The sequence below is a fragment of the Microbacterium sp. zg.B48 genome (assembly GCF_024623505.1).
Taxonomy (GTDB): Bacteria; Actinomycetota; Actinomycetes; order Actinomycetales; family Microbacteriaceae; genus Microbacterium.
Genome location: NZ_JANJFE010000019.1, coordinates 33,386 through 53,085, shown reverse-complemented (window position 1 = coordinate 53,085; position 19,700 = coordinate 33,386). Strand labels below are relative to the sequence as shown.

The 19,700-nt window shown below is 68.9% G+C and carries 20 protein-coding genes, 3 tRNA genes and 1 pseudogene; 16 read left to right on the top strand and 8 right to left on the bottom strand.

Features of this window, described 5'->3' with window-relative positions; translation table 11 throughout:
• Positions 1-5: 5 nt before the first annotated feature.
• From ftsH to tilS, 3 genes are all read right to left on the bottom strand, one after another.
• On the bottom strand, positions 6-2,012 hold the full coding sequence (gene ftsH / locus NQ152_RS15600) for an ATP-dependent zinc metalloprotease FtsH (protein ID WP_257500806.1): 2,007 nt from the start codon (positions 2,010-2,012) through the stop codon (positions 6-8).
• A gap of 383 nt (positions 2,013-2,395) precedes the next feature.
• Complete coding sequence (hpt, locus tag NQ152_RS15595; RefSeq protein ID WP_257500807.1) at positions 2,396-2,947, bottom strand: hypoxanthine phosphoribosyltransferase; 552 nt, start codon at positions 2,945-2,947, stop codon at positions 2,396-2,398.
• A 58-nt stretch (positions 2,948-3,005) separates the two neighbouring features.
• Entirely contained in the window at positions 3,006-4,001 is a 996-nt protein-coding gene (tilS, locus tag NQ152_RS15590) for a tRNA lysidine(34) synthetase TilS (protein WP_257524638.1), read from the bottom strand.
• A 162-nt stretch (positions 4,002-4,163) separates the two neighbouring features.
• On the opposite strand from tilS, the gene ppa reads away from it, so the two are divergent.
• Positions 4,164-4,697, top strand: coding sequence for an inorganic diphosphatase (gene ppa / locus NQ152_RS15585; RefSeq protein WP_257500809.1), 534 nt, complete (start codon positions 4,164-4,166; stop codon positions 4,695-4,697).
• A gap of 116 nt (positions 4,698-4,813) precedes the next feature.
• Here the strand turns inward: ppa and NQ152_RS15580 are convergent, their stop codons facing one another.
• Complete coding sequence (locus tag NQ152_RS15580; RefSeq protein WP_257524637.1) at positions 4,814-6,190, bottom strand: M23 family metallopeptidase; 1,377 nt, start codon at positions 6,188-6,190, stop codon at positions 4,814-4,816.
• Positions 6,191-6,498: 308 nt separating this feature from the next.
• Between NQ152_RS15580 and NQ152_RS15575 the strand changes: the two genes are divergently transcribed.
• The 7 genes from NQ152_RS15575 (at position 6,499) to NQ152_RS15545 (ending at position 8,466) form a co-directional block, all read left to right on the top strand.
• A tRNA-Glu gene (locus tag NQ152_RS15575) sits at positions 6,499-6,571 on the top strand.
• Between the two features lie 26 nt (positions 6,572-6,597).
• Positions 6,598-6,671: transfer RNA gene (locus NQ152_RS15570), tRNA-Asp, on the top strand.
• A gap of 70 nt (positions 6,672-6,741) precedes the next feature.
• Positions 6,742-6,814 (top strand) — tRNA-Phe (locus NQ152_RS15565).
• Positions 6,815-6,984: 170 nt separating this feature from the next.
• The gene (locus NQ152_RS15560; protein WP_257524636.1) at positions 6,985-7,245 is read left to right on the top strand and encodes a hypothetical protein; all 261 of its coding nucleotides are present in this window, start codon (positions 6,985-6,987) and stop codon (positions 7,243-7,245) included.
• A 255-nt stretch (positions 7,246-7,500) separates the two neighbouring features.
• Complete coding sequence (locus NQ152_RS15555; RefSeq protein WP_257524635.1) at positions 7,501-7,833, top strand: hypothetical protein; 333 nt, start codon at positions 7,501-7,503, stop codon at positions 7,831-7,833.
• Positions 7,833-8,063, top strand: coding sequence for a helix-turn-helix transcriptional regulator (locus tag NQ152_RS15550; RefSeq protein WP_257500813.1), 231 nt, complete (start codon positions 7,833-7,835; stop codon positions 8,061-8,063). Before NQ152_RS15555 ends, NQ152_RS15550 begins: the two co-directional genes overlap by 1 nt.
• A 187-nt stretch (positions 8,064-8,250) precedes the next feature.
• Complete coding sequence (locus NQ152_RS15545) at positions 8,251-8,466, top strand: hypothetical protein (RefSeq protein ID WP_257524634.1); 216 nt, start codon at positions 8,251-8,253, stop codon at positions 8,464-8,466.
• Between the two features lie 302 nt (positions 8,467-8,768).
• Here NQ152_RS15545 and NQ152_RS15540 read toward each other — a convergent pair whose 3' ends face one another.
• Complete coding sequence (locus NQ152_RS15540) at positions 8,769-9,284, bottom strand: helix-turn-helix domain-containing protein (protein WP_257500814.1); 516 nt, start codon at positions 9,282-9,284, stop codon at positions 8,769-8,771.
• A 66-nt stretch (positions 9,285-9,350) separates the two neighbouring features.
• On the opposite strand from NQ152_RS15540, the gene NQ152_RS15535 reads away from it, so the two are divergent.
• From NQ152_RS15535 to NQ152_RS15525, 3 genes and pseudogenes are all read left to right on the top strand, one after another.
• The gene (locus tag NQ152_RS15535) at positions 9,351-9,851 is read left to right on the top strand and encodes an SRPBCC domain-containing protein (RefSeq protein ID WP_257500815.1); all 501 of its coding nucleotides are present in this window, start codon (positions 9,351-9,353) and stop codon (positions 9,849-9,851) included.
• A gap of 325 nt (positions 9,852-10,176) precedes the next feature.
• Positions 10,177-10,350: pseudogene (locus NQ152_RS15530) on the top strand (WYL domain-containing protein); the annotation flags it as partial.
• Positions 10,351-10,414: 64 nt separating this feature from the next.
• Positions 10,415-11,998, top strand: a complete 1,584-nt coding sequence (locus NQ152_RS15525; RefSeq protein WP_257500816.1) for an aspartate:alanine exchanger family transporter — start codon at positions 10,415-10,417, stop codon at positions 11,996-11,998.
• A 49-nt stretch (positions 11,999-12,047) separates the two neighbouring features.
• On the opposite strand, the gene NQ152_RS15520 is transcribed toward NQ152_RS15525, so the two are convergent.
• Together NQ152_RS15520 and NQ152_RS15515 are read right to left on the bottom strand one after the other, a co-directional pair.
• On the bottom strand, positions 12,048-13,064 hold the full coding sequence (locus tag NQ152_RS15520) for a hypothetical protein (protein ID WP_257524633.1): 1,017 nt from the start codon (positions 13,062-13,064) through the stop codon (positions 12,048-12,050).
• 80 nt (positions 13,065-13,144) lie between these two features.
• Positions 13,145-13,660, bottom strand: coding sequence for a glycine cleavage system protein R (locus NQ152_RS15515; RefSeq protein ID WP_257524632.1), 516 nt, complete (start codon positions 13,658-13,660; stop codon positions 13,145-13,147).
• Between the two features lie 152 nt (positions 13,661-13,812).
• Between NQ152_RS15515 and NQ152_RS15510 the strand changes: the two genes are divergently transcribed.
• On the top strand, positions 13,813-14,982 hold the full coding sequence (locus tag NQ152_RS15510; protein ID WP_257524631.1) for a xylanase: 1,170 nt from the start codon (positions 13,813-13,815) through the stop codon (positions 14,980-14,982).
• 13 nt (positions 14,983-14,995) lie between these two features.
• Here the strand turns inward: NQ152_RS15510 and NQ152_RS15505 are convergent, their stop codons facing one another.
• Positions 14,996-16,138 (bottom strand): glycosyltransferase, encoded by a 1,143-nt coding sequence (locus NQ152_RS15505; protein ID WP_257524630.1) that lies wholly within the window; start codon positions 16,136-16,138, stop codon positions 14,996-14,998.
• Positions 16,139-16,214: 76 nt separating this feature from the next.
• Here NQ152_RS15505 and NQ152_RS15500 point away from each other — a divergent pair, with 76 nt between their 5' ends.
• Genes NQ152_RS15500 through NQ152_RS15485 form a run of 4 tightly spaced genes read left to right on the top strand, consistent with a single transcriptional unit; the run spans position 16,215 to position 19,665 of the window.
• The gene (locus NQ152_RS15500) at positions 16,215-16,475 is read left to right on the top strand and encodes a glutaredoxin family protein (RefSeq protein ID WP_257500821.1); all 261 of its coding nucleotides are present in this window, start codon (positions 16,215-16,217) and stop codon (positions 16,473-16,475) included.
• Between the two features lie 37 nt (positions 16,476-16,512).
• On the top strand, positions 16,513-17,373 hold the full coding sequence (gene kynA / locus NQ152_RS15495; protein WP_257524629.1) for a tryptophan 2,3-dioxygenase: 861 nt from the start codon (positions 16,513-16,515) through the stop codon (positions 17,371-17,373).
• Between the two features lie 38 nt (positions 17,374-17,411).
• On the top strand, positions 17,412-18,389 hold the full coding sequence (locus NQ152_RS15490) for a hypothetical protein (protein WP_257524628.1): 978 nt from the start codon (positions 17,412-17,414) through the stop codon (positions 18,387-18,389).
• A complete protein-coding gene (locus NQ152_RS15485; RefSeq protein ID WP_257524627.1) occupies positions 18,376-19,665 on the top strand; it encodes a kynureninase in 1,290 nt (429 codons plus the stop codon). Before NQ152_RS15490 ends, NQ152_RS15485 begins: the two co-directional genes overlap by 14 nt.
• Positions 19,666-19,700 lie beyond the last annotated feature (35 nt).

The following is a 19,700-nucleotide window of genomic DNA, read 5'->3' as shown; positions in this document are numbered from 1 at the left end:
CGAGCCTACGCGGTCGCGGGACGCGCCTGCCCGCTGGGACGACGCTTCGTGGCTTTCTCGGGCGCCTCCTGCTCGGCCTCCACGGCCGCGGCGATGCCTTCGGGGTGCGTTCGGCGCGGCACCTCGACGGGCGGCCGGACCGAGACCGGACGCTCGTTGCTGGAGAGCCACTGCGGCCGCGGCGGAAGCCGCTTGACGTCCTTGAAGATCTCGGCGAGCTCGATGTGGTCGAGCGTCTCCTTCTCCAGCAGCTCCAGCGCGAGCCGGTCCAGGACATCCCGGTTGTCGTTGAGCACCTGGTAGGCCTCGTTGTGGGCCTGTTCGATCAGCTCGCGGACCTGCAGGTCGATGCGCTCGGCGAGCCGTTCACTGAATTCCCGGCCGTGGCCCATGTCGCGCCCCATGAACACCTCGCCGCTGGCGGAGCCGAGCTTCACGGGTCCGACCTCGTTGGTCATGCCGTACTCGGTGACCATCTTGCGGGCGATCCCGGTGGCCTTCTCGATGTCGTTGGAGGCGCCGGTGGTGGGGTCGTGGAAGACGATCTCCTCGGCCACGCGACCGCCCATCGCGTACGTGAGCTGGTCCTGCAGCTCGTTGCGGGTGACGGAGTACTTGTCATCCAGCGGGAGGACCATCGTGTACCCGAGCGCTTTGCCGCGGGGCAGGATGGTGACCTTCGTCACCGGGTCGGTGTTGTTCATCGCCGCTGCCGCGAGAGCGTGACCGCCTTCGTGGTACGCGGTGATCAGCTTCTCCTTGTCGCGCATGACGCGGGTGCGGCGCTGCGGTCCCGCGATGACACGGTCGATGGCCTCATCCAGTGCGCGGTTGTCGATCAGCTGCGCGTTGGAGCGCGCGGTCAGCAGCGCCGCCTCGTTGAGCACGTTGGCCAGGTCAGCGCCGGTGAACCCGGGCGTCTTGCGGGCGACGACTTCGAGGTCCACGCCCTCCGCGAGGGGCTTGCCGCGGCCGTGCACTTCGAGGATCCGCTTGCGGCCCTTCAGGTCCGGCGCGTCCACGCCGATCTGGCGGTCGAACCGACCCGGGCGCAGCAGTGCGGGGTCCAGGATGTCGGGTCGGTTCGTCGCCGCGATGACGATGACGTTGACCTTCGGGTCGAAGCCGTCCATCTCCACGAGCATCTGGTTGAGCGTCTGCTCGCGCTCGTCGTGACCGCCGCCCATCCCGGCGCCGCGGTGACGGCCCACCGCGTCGATCTCGTCGATGAAGATGATCGCCGGCGCGCTCTCCTTGGCCTGGTTGAACAGGTCGCGGACGCGGCTCGCACCGACGCCCACGAACATCTCGACGAAGTCCGAGCCCGAGATCGAGTAGAACGGCACACCGGCCTCACCGGCGACCGCCCGGGCGAGGAGGGTCTTGCCGGTTCCGGGAGGGCCGTACAGCAGCACGCCCTTCGGGATGCGGGCCCCCACGGCCTGGAACTTGGAGGGGTCCTTGAGGAAGTCCTTGATCTCCTGCATCTCTTCGATGGCCTCATCGGCGCCGGCGACATCGTCGAAGGTCACCGTGGGTGACTCCTTCGAGACGAGCTTGGCCTTGGACTTGCCGAACTGCATGACCTTGCTCCCGCCGCCCTGGGCGCTGGAGAGCAGGAACCAGAAGAGCACGCCGAGCAGCAGGAGCGGCAGCATGAGCGAGAGGATGCCGTCGAACCAGCTCGGACGCGGCACGGAGTCGTTGAAGCCGTCGGCGGGGTCGGCGGCGGTGATCGCGTCGACGACCTCTTCGGCGCGTGCCGAGACGTAGTAGAACTGCACGTCGGAAGCGCCCTCGTAGGGCTTGGACAGCTTCATGTCGACACGCTGATCACCGTCGGTGTTCACGACCTCGGTGACCGTCGAACCGTCCAGGAGCTTGAGCCCCTCCTGGGTGGAGATCTGCTTGGCTCCGCCAAGGCTGGAGATGAGCGAGAACCCGACGATCAGGAAGATCCCGATCAGCAGCACGTAGAAGAGCGGGTTTCGGGTGATCTTCTTCAGGTCCATGGTGCGGGCGGCGCCCGTTCCCTTTCGTCGACGATCCGTGCGCACAAGGGCTCGGGGCCTCGGCGACGGTGAAATCAGGGTATCGCGGGCTGCCTATGCCCAGACTGTGCATTCGCCCGGGGCGTAATCAGCCGGCGCGGGTCGGTGGTGTGCGGAAAAGACTGCTCGCCGTTGCGCCGCATCGAGGCCTGGAGACTGCTCGCGGCTGCGCGGCATTGCCGGGCACGGAGACTGCTCGCCGCTGGGCCGCATCGCGGCCTGGAGACTGCTCGCGGCTGCGCGGCATCGCGGCCTGGAGAGATCTCGATACGGCGGCTGCGCCGCCTACTCGATCTTGACCCGCCTCGGCGCAACGCCGCTGCGCGGCATTGCGTCGAGGCGCGTCAACTGTAAACGTGGGGGGCGAGGATCGCCACGTCGCGCAGATTGCGGTACTTCTCGGCGTAGTCCAGCCCGTAGCCGATGACGAACTCGTTCGCGATGTCGAAGCCGACGTATTTGCAGTCGACATGCACCTTCGCTGCATCCGGCTTGCGCAGCAGGGCGAACACCTCGACGGATGCCGCACCCCGGGAGGCGAAGTTCTCCAGCAGCCAGCTCAGGGTCAGGCCGGAGTCGATGATGTCCTCGACGATCAGGACGTGGCGACCGTGCAGGTCCTCGTCGAGGTCCTTGCGGATCTGCACGACGCCGCTGGACTTCGTCCCGGCGCCGTAGGAGGACACCGCCATCCAGTCGATCGGAGCGACGGTCGGCAGCGCCCGGGAGAAGTCCGCCATGACCATGATCGCGCCCTTGAGCACGCCCACGAGCAGCAGATCCTTGCCGGCGTAGTCGACCGCGACCTGTGCGGCGACCTCGTCGAGCCGTGTGAGGATCTGCTCCTCGGTGACGAGGACTTCGGTGATCTCGCTCTGGATGTCCGAGGCTCGCATGCTCCGAGTCTAGAGTCGGGCCGGGTCGACGCCGAGCGCGGCCCCGCGTCGGGGCCGCTCAGGATGCCGTGAACTCCAGTCGTCCGCCGACGCGCCGGGCGCGGCATCCGGGCAGGTCGATCGGTCCCTGTCCGGACCAGTCGGTGACCAGCCGGGCGACCTCGAGCGTCTGCGTGCGCGTCAGGCTCGAACCGAACTCGGCCGCGACCACATGCCGGATGATGCGGTGGCGCAGGGCGGCCGGGTTGGCGGCCAGCGCTGCGATCGACACCGAGATGCCCGCCTCGGCGTGCTCGACGATGTCCTCGATGGTCTCCTGGATCATCTCCTCGAAGGCCGCGGCATCCTCCCGCAGCTGCACCGCCGTGCGGGCCAGCGCTTCGGCGATCCCGGGGCCCAGTTCGGCCTCGAGCACCGGAAGGACGGCCTCGCGCACGCGCACGCGGGCGAAGCGACGGTCGGCGTTGTGCGGGTCCTCCCACGGCTCCAGGTCCGCGGCCCGGCAGGCGGCGCGGGTGGTCGCCCGGCGCACGCCGAGGAGGGGCCGCAGCAGCGCGACTCCCGCGCCCAGCTCGGCGGCGGGCGCCATGCCCTGCAGGCTGGTCGCCCCGGACCCGCGCGCGAGCCCCAGCAGCACGGTCTCCGCCTGGTCGTCGAGGGTGTGCCCGGCCAGCACCGCGCGCGCACCCATCGCGGACGCTTCGCGGGCCAGCGCCGCGTAGCGCGCGGTCCGCGCGGCCGCCTCGGGGCCACCGTCGGCACCCACCTCGACGGGCACGATGCGCGCGTCGAGCCCGAGGGACCGCGCCTGACCGGCCGCCCGCGCCGCGGCATCCGCAGAGCCGTGCTGCAGCCCGTGATCGATCGTGATCGACGCCGCACGCAGCCCGAGCTTGGGGGCCTCGAAGGCGGTCGCCGCCGCGAGGGCGAGCGAATCGGCGCCACCGGACAGCGCGACCAGCACGGTCTCGCCCGGCGGCAGCGCGGACAGCGCCGTCCGCACCGCCAGTCGCACCTCGGCGACGGCAGGATCCAGGCTGGGGCGGGCGTCCACGCTCCCACGGTATCGCCGCGGGAACGTCAAACCGGCGGGCGTGACCGCTGTAGACCCGCCGCCCACCGGCGCCGCGCCCGATTTCTCCCCGCTTTTTGACGGCACACGCTCGCGAGTAGGCTGGTCCGCGGCATCCACACCCGTCATCCAAGGAGCACACGCATGGGCGCACACGACGCCGTCATCGAGATCCCCCGCGGCAGCCGCGTCAAGTACGAGGTCGACCATGGCACCGGGCGGGTCTTCCTGGACCGCGTCCTGTTCACACCGATGGGCTACCCCGCCGACTACGGGTTCTTCGAGAACACCCTCGGCGAAGACGGCGACCCGCTCGATGTGCTGGTGCTGCTGGATGTCACCCTGTTCCCGGGCGTGATGGTCAACGTGCGCCCGGTGGGCGTGCTGAAGATGAAGGACGAGGCCGGCGGCGACGACAAGCTCGTCGCGGTCCTGACCAAGGACCCCCGCTGGAGCCACATCCAGGACCTCGACGACATCCCCGAGTTCACCAAGCGGGAGATCGAGCACTTCTTCGAGCACTACAAGGACCTCGAGCCCAACAAGTGGGTCAAGGTCGACGCGTGGGGCGGCAAGGACGAGGCCGACCGCATCCTCGACGAGGCGATCGTGCGCTTCGCCGAGCACGAAGGCGAGACCAAGACGCAGGGTGAGGGTGTAGCTCCCAAGACCGTCTGACGATCCGACCAGAAGGCGGATGCCGCGCACCAGCGCGTCGTCCGCCTTTTGCGTCCGGTGCCGGTGCCCGGCTACCGCAGGGTCCCGTCACGTGCCCGCGCCCGGCTACCGGCGGGTCAGAGCCAGACGCCCCGGTCCGCCAGGAAGGGGGCCGGATTGGTGGTGCGCCCGTTCAGGTACACCTCGAAGTGCAGATGGCAGCCGAACGAGTTGCCGGTCTGCCCGGTCGCGGCGATGAGGTCGCCGGAGTTGACCCACTGGCCGTGCCGGACGTAATAGCCGCCGTCCGAGATGTGCGCGTACCCGGTGGCGACGCCGCTGCCGTGATCGATCTTGATGTAGTTGCCGTAGCCGCCGTTGTATGCCGCGTAGACCACGGTGCCCTGGTACGCGGCGTAGATGCCCGACCAGCACGCCTGACCCAGGTCGGTGCCCTCGTGGTAGCCGCTGGAGCAGTAGCCGCTGCCGCACTGTACGTACCGGGGACCGTAGCCGGAGGACACGCCGCCGCCGCCGGGTCGCGACCACCCTGAGCCACCACCGCCGCCACCGCCGCCGCCTCCGCCGCCTCCGCCGCCGCCGCCTGCGGCCGGTGCGGCCGCTGCGGCTTCAGCTGCCCGCCGCTCGGCTTCGGCGCGCAGTTCCGCCTGACGCTTCTCTTCGGCGATGCGGGCTGCCTCGACGCCCGCCTGGTAATCGGCAACCGTCTTGGTCGTGGTGTCCTGCAGTGCGGCGAGCTGGGCCTGGAGCGTCGCGAGGTTGGCGGTCTGGGCATCCAGAGCAGCCTGTGCCGCGTTGGCGGCCTCCTGCGCGACGACCATCTTCTGCTCGGCGTCGCGCTGCAGGCGGTCGCGCTCGGCACGAGCGACAACGGCCTGATCGCTGAGGCTCTGCGCCGAGTCGCGGGCCATGACCGCGTCCGAGTACACCGCGCTGTTGCGCTCGATGAGCTTGTCCATCGTGCCCAGCCGGGCCAGCAGGTCATCGGTGGATGCCGCGGAGCCGGCGAAGAACAATTCCAGGGAGGTGTCATCGCCGCCGTTGCGATACAGCTGGGCTGCCAGGCGACCGGCTTTGTTCGCCGAGTCCGTGGCCTGTGCGGCCTGCTGATCCGCCTGCGCCTGCAGTTCGTCGGCACGCCGGGCCTGCGCGAAGAACGCCTGCTGTGCTTCGTAGAAGACGTCGGAGGCCAGGCGCGCGGCTTCCTGGGTGCGCGCCACCTCGTTGTTGAGGCTCTGGATCAGCCCCTGGATCTTGGTGACCTCGGCGGCCTTGGCCGCCTCGTTCGCCTTGGCCGCCTGCACGTCGTCCCACGACGGATACGTCGCGGCGAACGCGGAGGAGATCACCGGACCGCCGGTCGCCCCCAGAGCGACCACGCCGAGCAGTCCCAGCCCCAGGGCGCCACGACGGCTCACGGCGGGCCAGAGCGCACGCCGCTCGGACGGCGATGGGCCGCAGCCGCACTCGTCCAGCGTCTTTTCGGGCTCCACGGATCCTCCCGTCGCGGGTTGACTTCCCTCACACTAGCAACATCAGTCACATGCGCAACGAAAACCTTCGCGTGCTCCCATCCTGCTCCTTGCCGGCAGCTCGCTCCACCCATTTCACCTGCCGACGGGCGATCGGAGCCGCTGGCGCGCCCGCAGCGGAGGAATCGGACTGGTTGAACGAATGCGGTGCCCGTGACCCCCTAGACTGAGGGCTACCGCGCTCTTCGCAGTCCGCGTGGTCGATTGGCGGATCAGCGTTGGATTGCGTATGCTTGAGCGTCGGTAACGGTGAGCCCCCGGGTTCATCCGGCCCCATCGTTTAGCGGCCTAGGACGCCGCCCTTTCACGGCGGTAGCACGGGTTCGAATCCCGTTGGGGTCACGCCCGACACATAATTTAATACGCATGGCCCTGTAGCGCAGTTGGTTAGCGTGCCGCCCTGTCACGGCGGAGGTCGCGGGTTCAAGTCCCGTCAGGGTCGCTCCACGGCGACAGGCCCTTTTTTCGAAGAGGGCCTTTCGTCTAGGACGTGACATCTTCGGATGCCGCGCGGCTCTGTAGCTCAGTTGGTAGAGCGCACGACTGAAAATCGTGAGGTCACGGGATCGACGCCCGTCGGAGCCACACGGGTGACCGTTACAGTCACCCCAGAAACCCTCGCCTAGCTTCTACATGGCGGGGGTTTCGCTTTTGCCGGCAGGGTTGCTGGTCAACGATGTGCGCAGCGTTCGGGATGGGGGGGGAAGTTCACCAACCTCGCTCGACTGCTCAGCAGGCCGTATGTGCGATCGCAGATGATGATCGAGATCAAGAATGATGTCGTCACGCTCGATGCTGGGAATGATTTTGCCACCGACGTGCTGCGTGTGGTCTTCCATGACCTCACCACGATCAAGGTCGACTCCATCAAGACGGCACACCGACGTCGTCATCCGCTACGGCTACGGCAACCCCTGCCCCGACCGCTTCTGACCCGCGGGGTTCGTTTCGCCGCCCGGCGGCGAGCTGAACACGCTCCCCTGTCGCTATTGGTCGCCTCACGGACCCATTCGTGACAGGCGCGCGGATGCCGGCCGGCTCACCGCACGCGTTTGATGTAAAGGAACCTTGTCTGTAAAGTTTCCTGTACATCGGGGACTAGCGCAAGAGACGCTCAGCCTCGGAGAAAGGCGGACGACATGGATGAGAGCACAACGATGCGGAGCCGTTGGGGGCGCGCTCACTTCGGCGGCGGTTCCGCAACATTGTTGGGCGCGTCACTACTAATGGGCGGGCTCGTCTCCGCCGGCGCGGGCGGACTCTTCGTGTCAGTGACCCCCACCGAACGTCCGATACTCGCTTTCGCGCTCGTCATGGTGGGGACCTTCCCCGTCGCGACAGCACTGGGCTGGGTGCTGTTCGTCGACCGCGCAACCCTTTCGGAAGCACTCGAGAACCCCGACGATTCCGTCGAGTCCTTCTGGTACCACAAGGCGGCGAGCGGTGCGTTCCATGACCTGCTGATCATCGGCGGGCTGGGCGCAGCCGGATTCTCGCTGCTACAGATCGAGGCATCCGTCGGTCTGGTGCTTGCTGGAGTGCTGCTTTTCACCATGCTCGATGTCGCAGCGCGTTACCTGTGGCTGAAGAAGTCCGCCACCTGATGAAGAACACGCTTCCGCAGCGCCGCCAAGACCTGGGCTGGTCTCAACAACGACTAGCCGACGAACTCGGAGTGTCACGCCAGACGATCATTTCGATTGAGAAAGGCCGTTACGACCCGTCGCTACCCGTTGCGTTCAGGCTCGCAGCGACGTTCCAATGCAGCATCGAGGACTTGTTCGTCTTCGACGAAGGCGACACGGCTTCGGACGCGGACTGCACGAAATCGTAGAGCCGGTCGCATCGGTGTACGTGTCGATGCACAAGGGCCTCGGCGGGATGTCGGGGGCCGTGCTGGCGGGGGACGAGGCCTTCGGTCGCGAGGCGCGAGTGTGGCGAGTGCGGTACGGCAGGAATGTGTTTCGTCAGTTCCGGCGATCATCGACGCGCTGGACGGACTTGAGACCCGGCTCGACTGCATGGGCACCTGGCATCGACACGCGGAGATCGTCGCGGAGGGCTTCCGGCGCCTTCCCGAGTTGCACATCACGCCCGATCCCCCGCACATCAGCGAGTTCTGGGTGTCCAGCGAGTTGCCCGCAGCCGCGCTCGAGGCCGCTGTGGAGGAGCATCGCGTCGCCTCCGGCGATCGTTGGCTGCATGGCTGGTGGACGGATGATCGGGCGCCGCCATGAACGAGGCGACGATCCGCGACGGCGCACTGGCATGGAGCGCGGACGACGTCGCCGGTACCGGGCGTCTCATACTCGATCGCACTACCGCTCTCGCGAGCATGGACGTCCCGGGATGAGCGCCTCAACAGTGGATGGACGACCACGCTGACTCCGTCGCCTGCCTTGGAGCTGAACTGGACGGGATGCTGATCGCGATGGCGTGGCTCATCGTCTTCGAGGGTGTGCCAGACGTCGGGAACGTTCGACGGCTGCGCGGAGCCGCCCGGGCCTGGCGGCCTGACGCCGATGGCGTCCCGGTTCGATCACTCCGGGCCGACGGTGTGCTGCCCGCTCTCTCGACTCGGTCGGGTGGGGGTTCTGCCGGCGAGTTCCGCGACGACGCTGTCGCCGCCAACGAAGACGGAGCGCCCCTCGCGCACCGCTTCGCTGATCAGCTGGGTGAGCTCATCTCGCCGCTCGCGCACGAGCTCGATCCACCAGGGCGGGGCGTCGGTGGATGGCGCATGCTCGGCGCCCCAGTCCGCTGCAGCCAGGAGCAGCGGCACGAGACCGACGCCAGTTTCGGTGAGCGTATACACCTCTTTGCGCCCGTCGGTCGGATGCACCGCGCTTTGCAGGATCCCGCGCTCCTGCAAACGCGTCAGGCGTGCGCTGAGGATGTTCCGCGCCATCCCCTCCGTGCTGCTCAGGAATTCGCCGAATGTTCGCTTGCCGAAGTACACGATGTCGCGGACCACCAGCAACGACCACGGGTCTCCCAGTAACTCCAGAGTGAAGTTGATCGGGCACTCGGAACGACGGGCGACAGTGTGCTTCATCGGGTCTTGACACCTTTCATCCCGGTCGATACCTTTCAGTTGCATTTTACTACTGATTGGGATGTCATGCCTGGATCAACATTCGATGTCGAGGTGGAACGTAGCTTCGGTGCGCCCATAGAGCACGTGTGGCGCGCGTGGACCGACCCCGCGGATCTTCGGATGTGGTGGGGCCCGGAAGGCTTCACGTGTCCCCGCGCGGAGGCCGACATCCGCGTCGGCGGGCGCATCCGGGTCACGATGCAAGCCCCAGCGGCGTGGGGCGGGTTCCAACAGCACAGCACCTGGACGATCACGGAGCTTCATCCGCCACGGTTGCTGCGCTACGTGTTCACGTTTACGGACGCGGGCGGGAACCACATCACCCCCGCAGAGGCGGGCATCCCGCCGGGCGTGCCGGATGAAGGTCAGCACATGGTGGAGCTCACCCCGACACCGGACGGGGGCACCCGGTTGCGGATGACTGAGTCCGGCTACACGACCGCGGAGGCGAGAGATCTGTCCGCGAGCGGGCTCCAGCAGTGCTTGGACAAGATGGCGGCGCATGTGGAGGGTATGGAGCGATGAGACCGGGCGCCGCGCGTCCTACCGCGACGCCGACACACGCCTCACCCCGCGCCGAACGAGCTGCTTCAGGTCGTCCTTCACGGATCCGGAGTGCGCGGAGAACGGAACTCAGCGGGTCGTTGCCGTTGCGTTCTTCGCGCTCGCACGCTACGTCACCTCGCTGATCGCACTGATCTGGTACAGACCGGTGGAAGCGTCGGGCTTCCCGTTCTGCTCGGCGGCGTCGGAGCGCTCGCCGTCGGTCTCCTGATCACCGGAATCCGTCGATTCGCCCGAGGGTGACCGACTCCACCCTCGCGACCCCGCGAGGCGTCCCCGAACCCCGAACGGCCGGTGGTACCTCGTCGGGTGGTGCAGGCTGCGCAACGCGATGCGATGGTTCACCGTGTCGCGCATCGAGCGAGCCAGCGTGACCGAGACGCCCTGCGGCGGCCACACCATCCACGAGGTCGGAGAACCGCCGGCGAACGCCAGACCGGTGCACGGTCGGGGCGACTGAATCGCTGGAGCGTGCACAGACCGGGACCTATCCTCGCGCGGCGCCCGGCAGCATACTCGGGGGCATGCGACCGGTGTTCGATTTCCTGGCCGCGCAGCCAGTGCTCACCGCGTTCCTGCTGGTGGGGCTGGGCTCCGCGCTCGGGCGTGTGCGCGTCGGCGGGGTGTCGCTGGGTGCGATCGGCGTCCTCTTCGCCGCGATGGGCCTCACTGCGTGGGGCGTGGCCACCGGCGTGACCATCGAGCTGCCGGCGCTCATCGGCGATACCGGTCTGGTGGTGTTCGCCTTCTGTGTGGGTCTGATCGCCGGACCGAGCTTCGGACACACCCTCCGCACGGCCTACCCGCTGCTCCTCGTGGTGACCGCCGTCCTGCTGGCCACGGCGGCAACCGGTCTGCTGCTCGGTCGCGCTCTGGGTTTCTCGACGGTGACGATCGCCGGCACGTTCGCGGGCGCCGTGACGAACACGCCGGCACTCGCGGCGAGCGGTGGGAGCCCGGAGGCGACGGTGGGGTACGCGAGCGCCTACGTCTTCGGCGTGATAGCCCCCATCGCGGCCGTCAGTCTGGCACTTCGTCATCGGGCGTCCGAGGACCACGCCGCCACGCAGCTGGAGAACAAGGCGGTGCGCATCGACACCGCCGATCGCCCGACGGCGGGGGCGCTCAGCCGTCGCTACGGAGGGCGCATCACGTTCTCGCGGCTGCGCTCGAAAGGCGGCGGCGACTACGTCGTCGTCGGCCCGGACACCGAGCTCCCGCCGGGCGGAGTGGTCAACGTCGTCGGCCCGCGCGAGGCGGTCGAGGCGGTGGCAGCCGAACTCGGGCACACCTCATCCCTGGACATCGTCCAGGACCGGTCGCGGCTGGAGTACCGCCGCCTCATCCTCTCCAACCCCGAGCTCGCCGGCCGTCCGCTCGGGAGCCTCGGGCTGCGTGAACGCTTCGGGGCCACGGTGCCGCGGGTGCGACGCGGTGATGCCGACATGCTCGGTGCGGACGATGTGGTCCTGCAGCAGGGCGATCGGCTGCAGGTCGTCGCCCCCCGGGACGAGATACCCGCGCTGACGACGCTCATCGGCGATTCCGAGCGGGGCATGACCGACATCAATCCCGTCGCGCTCGGCGTCGGGATCGCTCTCGGGCTCGCGCTCGGCGCCGTCACCGTGCCGTTGCCCGGTGGCGGCGGGTTCGCCCTCGGCCCGGCGGCGGGTGCGCTCATCGCCGGTCTCGTGTTCGGCCGCGTGCGCCGCGTCGGCCCCATCGTGACGACGCTGCCCACCACGGCCGCGAACGTGCTGGCAGAGCTGGGGCTGGTGCTCTTCCTCGCCTACGCGGGCACGAAAGCAGGGTCGCTGATCGGCTCGGCGATCACATCGGGCGAGATCGTCGGCCTCCTGGTGCTGGGCGCCGCGATGACGACGCTCCTCGCCGCGGGCACGTACGCCGTCGCGCGTCTCGCGCTGCGCACCGAGGGCACGCGCCTGGGCGGGGTGATGGCGGGCACCTTCACGAATCCGGCGCTGCTGGGCTTCGCGAACACCCGCACCGGCTACGACATGCGCGTCACGGTGGGTTACACGCTGGTGTACCCCGCGGCGATGGTGGTGAAGATCCTCATCGCACAGATCCTGGTCGTGGCCTTCTGACCGAGGCGGCGAAGCTTCCGCACCGGACTGAGACGCGGTGCACCTCATCTCAGAAGCCGGGGGTCTGCACCTCGGGACTGTTCATGCCGTCGAATGTCGGGAGCAGGTATCGCGCCGCTTCTTCGCGGCTCATGGTCCGAAGCGAGGGGAGCAGGGCGGCGATGTCCTGCGGGGCGGCAGCCGTTGATCCACCGACCCGCTCGGCGTCGTATCCGCCGAATGCGGTGATCCAGGTGGTGGTGCCCGCGTCGAAAACGTAGACGGCGCTTCCATCTGACCGCGACCACTGATTGCCCGACCGAATGCACCAGGAGGGCGACTGGTCGAAGCCGCGATCCCACTCCAGTCCGGGCCCGCCGATGAAGTTGCACGGTGCGAGCGGGTCGGGCGGGGGCGTGTCCCACTGGGCGATGATGCGCGCGACCGCGCCGGTGTCGCTGCGCACCCAGGTGCTTGCGTCTGCCCCCGTGGCCCTGAGCTCGACGTTGGACCAGCCCGGAAGGTCCGTGACGAGAGGGAACCTTCCAGAATCCATCCACGTGGACCGAGCCGCGTCCACCTGCGCGGCTTCGGTCCGCGCGTGCTCGACCTCCGCCACCTCGGTGGGCGTCGGAGGGAGCACGAGGAGCGCGATCAGCCCGACGATGGATGCCGCACCCGCGATCCGCAGCGGCAACGGGCCGAGGAACATACCCAGGGCCAGTGCGGACATGACACACACCGCGACATGCAGCAGGACGTCCTCGTGGAGCGCGAGCGGACGGAGGATCCCGTTGACCAAGCCGAACGCGCCCGCCCACGCGAGAAGGCCGGCGGCGGCCGCCGCACCGAGGATGGTGAGCTTTCCCGTGAACGCCCTGCTCACGGCGACGATCGCCCCGACGAGCAGGACGAAGGCGACGACGACGGCGACCACGAGGAGGGGCACGGATCCCGAGAACATCGCCACGACCGTCGCATACGACACCGCGTAATCGACCAGGAGCATCAGCGGGATGGTCAGCGCGATGACCGCCAGTGGGCGCCAGTGCAGAGCCCGAGGGGCGTCGACGCTCATCTCAGCCATCAGCCATGCCCTCGCGCGCCCGACATTGCTCCGTCGGAGAGCAACGTCTTGCACCGGGCCATCCGGATCTCCATTCGCGGTCACGTCTGCAGCGTGACGTCCACCTGGATCTCGGCGGCGAGGCGCTCCAGCGCAGTCTGCACGGCGTCGACATCGACGGATGCCGGAACGTGGGCGGCGATGGTCGCCTCGAACAGCCGGCCACCGGCCATCGCGGCGTCGCGTGTCTCGGTTGTCATCCGCTCGATGCTCAGACCGTGGTCGCTGAGGGTCGAGGAGACCTCGCGGACGATGCCCGGATGGTCGTTGCCGAGCACCCGGATCGAGAACCGACGAGGCGGCGCAGCATCCCCGGTCTCCGCATCGCCGGTGTGCGTGGTCACCGTGAGCAGTCCGTCGAGTTCGACCAGGGCGGCGCGCAGCTCCTCGACCCGCTCGTCGCCCACCGAGACCTGGATGATGCCCGCGAAGGCACCGGACAGCTCGGCCAGCTGGCTGTTCTCCCAGTTGCCGCCGTGCGCGGTGACGACATCCGCCACGGCGGCGACGAGCCCCTGGCGATCATCTCCGACGACGGTGAGGACGAGCGTTGTCATGACGCACAGCGTAGCGATCCGCGCCGCGGCACGGTCGATCCGGCTTCGCAATCGGTGTGCCGGCGCTGCCTGGCGCGCCGGGGTCCGGGCCGTACGATGTGCGATGAGCGCATGCCGATGGTCGGGGCGCTGATCCGCTGGGGTTGAGGGCTGTGACCGATTCGACACGTAACGCCGCGCGCACACGGGGTGTGTCCGCGCGCGTCCGCCGCCGTCGGCGGCTCGCGACCTTTCTGGCCGCGCTCGTCCTGATCGCCGCCGTGGTGATCGCCGTGTCGGTGCTCGCACTGACTCGAGGCAACCAGGAACCGGTCGGCGCGCCGTCCGGCGGCGCGACGCCGGCGCAGCCGGATGCGAGCGCGACCGCCCCGCCGATGACGGCGACACAGGAGCTGCTGGCCGCATCGGGCGATCCGAATGCGTGCGCGGTCAGCTTCGTGGGCGACGGAGTCACCGCCGAGCCGATGCTCCAGACCCAGGGCGTGCTGTACGCCGGCCTGCCGATCCCGCAACGCGACGGCCTGGTGTTCGGCGGGTGGTACGCGACCCCGGAGGATGCGGCCGCCTTCGCGATCCCCGGCCGGGTGAACGGCTCGGAACCGGTCGTCTGCACGGAGCAGGAGAGGACCCTGTACGGGTCGTGGAAGACGCCGGACGAGAACGCGGCGGAGAACGCTCGGATACCGATCCTGATGTACCACCAGTTCACCTCCAAACCGGAGGGCGAGGACAACTGGCTGCGCGGCAACTACGCGTACATCGGCGAATTCGACGCCCACATGAACCACATCGCCACAACCGGGTTCTATCTGCCCACGTGGGACGAGCTCAGCGCCTTCATCGACGGCCGCCTCTGGCTGCCCACGCACTCGGTGATCGTCACCGACGATGACTGCGACATCACCTGGCTGGAGATGGGAGTGCCGGTCGTCGTCGCCAAACAGGTGCTCTCGACGGCCTTCTGCATCACGATCGACGGGACCGGACCGTCGCCGTCGATGTACGTCCAGCAGCGCTCGCACACCCACAACATGCACACCGCAGGCGCGGACGGGCAGGGCCGCATGGTCAACTGGTCGGCCGCCGAGATCGCCGCCGACATGGAGACCTCCGCGGGCGTGCTCGGCGTCAAACAGGTCATGGCGTACCCGTTCGGACACCACAACGAGACCTCCAAAGAGGGGCTGCGCCAGGCGGGGTACGAGATGGCCCGGACGATCGAGCCCGGTTACGTCACGATCGGCACCGACAAGCTGGCGCTGCCGACCATCCGCATCAACTACGGCATGGGGCTGAACGCGCTGATCGGCCTGATCGGCTGACCGACCCGGTCGGTCACAGCTCGCCCGGGGACATCGCCTGCGCATCCAGCTCGTCCACCAGCAGCCGCCCACGGCTGGCGGCACCCGCTCTGCGCGGTGCGTAGACGACCAGCGAATGGAAGACGAACCGCACGATGAATGCCACGAACAGCGTGATGGCGGTGGCGATCACCGCGGAGATGTGCCCGCCGCTGACCATCAGCGCGACGATCGGGATGCGGATCAGCAGCTCGGTGTTGTTGAACGTGAAGGACTTGACGAAACGCGACCAGACGCCGGATGCCTCGCCCTTCATGTCCTGGAAGACGAACCGCTCCTGCAGCAGGAAGTTGCCGACGATCGTCAACTCAGACGCGACGATCGCCGCGACGATGTAGTTGACCCCCAGCTGGGTCAGCGCCCAGACGATCGCGACGTTCACGATCGCCCCGAGCCCGCCGATGACGGCGAACAGTGACATCTTGCCGAACCGCAGCGCCGTCAGCTGCGTGAGGAAGTGCATCCCCTGACGCATCGACGCCTTCGACTCGCCCGCATGCCTTCCGGCGAAATCGAACGGCACCTCCGCCACCCGGAGGTTCTGGCGGGCCAGGACCTCCAGCAGGATCTTGAACCCGCGCGGCCGCAGGGCCTCGGCATCCACCGCCCTGCGGTCGATGAGGAAGAACCCGGTCATCGGGTCGGACACGCCGCGGAGGCGGATGGGGAACATCGCGCGCGTCAATGCGGTCGCCGTCTTGGACACCAGCACCCGGGTGCGATCGGCAAGACCCGCGCTGGTGCCGTCGCCGGCGTAGCGGGAGGCCACGACGACATCGACGTCGCCGCGCAGGAACCGGTCATGAATCGCGCCGATCTCCTCCGGCGGGTGCTGCAGGTCGCCGTCCATCACCAGGCATGCATCGGCCTCGGCGGCCGCCAGCCCCGCCATGACGGCGCCGCCCAGGCCACCGGTCCGCCGCTCGCGGTGGATCAGCCGCACGGGGAGGGCAGCGGATGCCGCGACCTCGCGGACGACGTCCGGGGTGGCGTCGGTGCTGTCGTCCACGAAGATGATCTCCGCATCGATGCCCGCGGTCTCCGCGGTGACACGACGGACCAGCTCCGCCACGTTGGGAGCCTCGTTGTATGTGGGCACGATGATCGACAGTTCCATGCGGGTTCAATCGTCCCATGGGCGCGCACCCTGCGCACCCGGCCGGCACCCAGCATTCATACGGGAGAATGGATGTATGACTTCTCCCTCCTCGACCGTCACGGTGTACGGCGCTGACTGGTGCCGTGACTGCATCCGCACCAAGTCCCAGCTCGATGCGCTCGGCGTCAGCTTCACGTATGTCGACCTGGTCGCCGACCCCCCGGCCGCCGACGTCGCGCGCGAGATCTCGGGTCGCACCAGCATCCCGGTCGTGGTCTACCCGGACGCCTCGCACCACGTCGAACCGTCCAACGCCGACGTCGAAGCGAAGCTGCGCGAGCTCGCGATCATCTGACACGGCCCGGCCGGGCGGCGCTGAGTAGGCTCGTGGTGTGAGCGAAGGCGTCGAAGCGAACACGCGCGCGATCGAAGGATCGGTGGTCACCGACTTCTCCGACCGGATGAGCTACGGCGGGTACCTCGAACTGGACACCCTCCTGGCCGCACAGCATCCGCTGAGCTCTCCGGAGCACCACGACGAGCTGCTGTTCATCATCCAGCACCAGACCACCGAGCTCTGGCTCAAGCTGGTGCTGCACGAGCTGTCCGGCGCATGCCGTTTCCTGCGCGATGACCGGCTCGCGCCGGCGCTGAAGTGCATCGCCCGTGTCAAGCACATCCAGCGGACCCTGACCGAGCAATGGTCGGTGCTGGCGACGCTGACCCCAGCCGAGTATGCCCAGTTCCGCGGCGTGCTCGGCAACGCGAGCGGGTTCCAGTCCGCGCAGTACCGCGCGGTGGAGTTCACGCTCGGCAACAAGAACTCCGCGATGCTGCGCGTCTTCTCCGCGGACCCGACCGCCCACGAGCTGGTGCGCGAGACGCTCGAGGCGCCGAGTCTGTACGACGAGTTCCTCCGCCTTCTGGCCCGGTCCGGCTATCCGATCCCGGCCGCGGTCCTGGAGCGCGATGTCACCCAGGCGTGGACGTTCATGCCCGAGCTCGTGCCGATCTTCGCGTCGATCTACGCCGACCCGCAGGCGCACTGGGCCGCGTACGAGACGTGCGAAGAGCTGGTCGATCTGGAGGACAACTTCCAGCTCTGGCGGTTCCGCCACCTCAAGACCGTGGATCGGATCATCGGCTTCAAGAAGGGGACCGGCGGCTCGAGCGGGGTCCCGTTCCTGCAGAAGGCGCTGGAGCTGACCTTCTTTCCTGAGCTGTTCGCCGTGCGCACCGAGATCGGGCAGTGACCGATGCCGGGCGGCCTTCTCGGAACGGCACCGGCCGGATGACGAACCACGAACGGCGCGGCCTCCTCGGTGAGGACGTCGGCCTGTGCCGTCGGGCGATCACCGGCGAGACCGGCGTCCTCCTGCCGCCCTTCATGGACCACCACGTCCACCTTCATCTCATCGACGAACAGCGGCTCGGCCGTCACGGCATCGCGGGGGTCCTCGACCTGGGCGGCGATCCGGTGCAACTCGCCCGCCGCCCCGCGCATCTCATGCCCCGAGTGGCATATGCCGGTGCCTTCCTCACCGCTCCCGGCGGATACCCGGTCGGGCGGTCCTGGGCGCCCGCCGGCGCGGTCCGCGAGGTGCGCGATGCGTCCGCCCACCCCGGAGTCGGGGGAGGTGCGGCCACCGCCGTGGACGAGCAGGCTCAGTTCGGGGCATCCGTCATCAAGGTCTCGCTGAACGCGGCGGCCGGCCCGGTGATGGATGCCGTGACCCTGGCGACGATCATCGCGACGGCCCGCGCGCTGGCGCTGCCGGTCGTGGCTCACGCGGAGGGCCCCGGCATGGTCCGGTTGGCCATCGACGCCGGGGTGGACGCGCTCGCGCACACCCCCTTCAGCGAGCGGCTCGAGCCCGCCCTGGTCACGGCGGCGGCCGCTCTCGGTCAGCGGTGGATCTCGACGCTGGACATCCATCGTTCCGGTGCCGCGGACCGCGATCGTGCGCGGGGGAATCTGGAGCTTTTCCTCGCCGCGGGCGGCACCGTGCTCTACGGCACCGACCTGGGCAACGGCGACCTCCCGGTCGGGGTGAACCCGCGCGAGCTGGCCGCGCTGCACGACGCAGGTCTGCGCGGCCGGGCGCTGCTGGGGGCCCTCTCGGACCCGTGGCCGGGGAGTGAGCGTTCGCACGCGGTCGCCACGTTCATCCCGGGTGATCCGCCCGCGACGCTCTCCGCCGTCCCCGCCTGGCTGGCGGGCTCGATCGTGGTCCCCACTGAGGAGTTGATCGCCGATGAGCACGGCTGATCGTGCCCGCACCCCCGACCCCGGCACGCCGGTCCCGCTCACCGCGGAGGCTGCCGCGCTGGATGCGTCCGATCCGCTGGCAGCGGTGCGCGCCGAGTTCGTCGGCGCGGACACCTCGCTGGTGTACTTCGACGGCAATTCCCTGGGCCGGCCGCTGCGGCGCACCGCATCCCGCGTGGACCTTTTCATCCGGGAGCAGTGGGGCGGGCGCCTGATCCGCGGATGGGACGAGTCCTGGATGGCGCTGCCGTTCCAGATCGGCGACGCGGTGGGTCGGGCGGTCATCGGAGCGGCCGCCGGCCAGACGGTCGTCGCCGATTCGACCACGGTGCTCCTGTACAAGCTCATCCGGGCGGCATTCGATGCACAGCGGACCGCTGATCCGGCCCGGGTGGAGATCGTCGTGGACACCGACAACTTCCCCACCGACCGGTATCTGGTCGAGGGGATCGCCGCCGAGCGCGGTGGCCGAGTGCGCTGGATCGATGTCGACCGCTCCTCGGGCGTGACGGCGGAGCACGTGCGCGGCGCCGTCGGCCCGGGCACCGCCGTCGTGGTGCTCAGCCATGTCGCGTACCGGTCGGGGTACCTCGCCGATGCGGCAGCCCTCACCCGCATCGCGCACGACGCGGGTGCCCTCATCCTCTGGGACCTGTGCCACTCCGCCGGATCCGCGCCGGTGCGGGCGGACGACTGGGAGTTCGACCTGGCCGTCGGCTGCACCTACAAGTACCTCAACGGAGGACCCGGCTCGCCGGCGTTCGCGTACGTCGCCGCGCGGCACCAGGCGGCGCTGGCCCAGCCCATCCAGGGCTGGATGGGCGCCGCGGACGTCTTCGCGATGGGGCCGGAGTATGTCCCGGCGGAGGGCATGCGCCGGTTCGTCTCGGGCACACCGCCCATCGTCGGGATGCTGGCGCTGCAGGACACCGTGGCCATCCTCGAGGAGGTCGGGATCGACGCGATCCGCGCCAAGTCCACCGCCCTCACCGAGTTCGCCATCCGCGCCGCGGACGACCTGCTCGGCCCCTTCGGGGTGACGCTGGCCTCCCCCCGCGCGACCGAACAGCGCGGCGGGCACATCACGCTCCAGCATCCATCCATGCGAGCCGTCACCGCCCGGCTGTGGCAGCATGACGTGATCCCCGACTACCGGGATCCGGGCGGGCTGCGCATCGGCCTGTCCCCCCTGTCCACGAGCTTCACCGAGACCCTCCGGGGCATGCTGGCCGTCCGCGACGCCGTCGACGCGGAGAGCGCCGTCCGCCCCTCCTGAGCGGTTCGAGCGCTCCGTCGCAGGTTGCGCGGCCC

What these genes read in the sequence shown, in the direction of transcription:
- ftsH (WP_257500806.1), bottom strand. Translation starts at nt 2,012, where the DNA reads ATGGACCTGAAGAAGATCACCCGAAACCCGCTCTTCTACGTGCTGCTG.
- hpt (WP_257500807.1), bottom strand. Translation starts at nt 2,947, where the DNA reads ATGCGAGCCTCGGACATCCAGAGCGAGATCACCGAAGTCCTCGTCACC.
- ppa (WP_257500809.1), top strand. Translation starts at nt 4,164, where the DNA reads ATGGGCGCACACGACGCCGTCATCGAGATCCCCCGCGGCAGCCGCGTC.
- NQ152_RS15560 (WP_257524636.1), top strand. Translation starts at nt 6,985, where the DNA reads ATGATGATCGAGATCAAGAATGATGTCGTCACGCTCGATGCTGGGAAT.
- NQ152_RS15550 (WP_257500813.1), top strand. Translation starts at nt 7,833, where the DNA reads ATGAAGAACACGCTTCCGCAGCGCCGCCAAGACCTGGGCTGGTCTCAA.
- NQ152_RS15545 (WP_257524634.1), top strand. Translation starts at nt 8,251, where the DNA reads ATGGGCACCTGGCATCGACACGCGGAGATCGTCGCGGAGGGCTTCCGG.
- NQ152_RS15540 (WP_257500814.1), bottom strand. Translation starts at nt 9,284, where the DNA reads ATGAAGCACACTGTCGCCCGTCGTTCCGAGTGCCCGATCAACTTCACT.
- NQ152_RS15535 (WP_257500815.1), top strand. Translation starts at nt 9,351, where the DNA reads ATGCCTGGATCAACATTCGATGTCGAGGTGGAACGTAGCTTCGGTGCG.
- NQ152_RS15525 (WP_257500816.1), top strand. Translation starts at nt 10,415, where the DNA reads ATGCGACCGGTGTTCGATTTCCTGGCCGCGCAGCCAGTGCTCACCGCG.
- NQ152_RS15520 (WP_257524633.1), bottom strand. Translation starts at nt 13,064, where the DNA reads ATGGCTGAGATGAGCGTCGACGCCCCTCGGGCTCTGCACTGGCGCCCA.
- NQ152_RS15515 (WP_257524632.1), bottom strand. Translation starts at nt 13,660, where the DNA reads ATGACAACGCTCGTCCTCACCGTCGTCGGAGATGATCGCCAGGGGCTC.
- NQ152_RS15505 (WP_257524630.1), bottom strand. Translation starts at nt 16,138, where the DNA reads ATGGAACTGTCGATCATCGTGCCCACATACAACGAGGCTCCCAACGTG.
- NQ152_RS15500 (WP_257500821.1), top strand. Translation starts at nt 16,215, where the DNA reads ATGACTTCTCCCTCCTCGACCGTCACGGTGTACGGCGCTGACTGGTGC.
- NQ152_RS15490 (WP_257524628.1), top strand. Translation starts at nt 17,412, where the DNA reads ATGACGAACCACGAACGGCGCGGCCTCCTCGGTGAGGACGTCGGCCTG.
- NQ152_RS15485 (WP_257524627.1), top strand. Translation starts at nt 18,376, where the DNA reads ATGAGCACGGCTGATCGTGCCCGCACCCCCGACCCCGGCACGCCGGTC.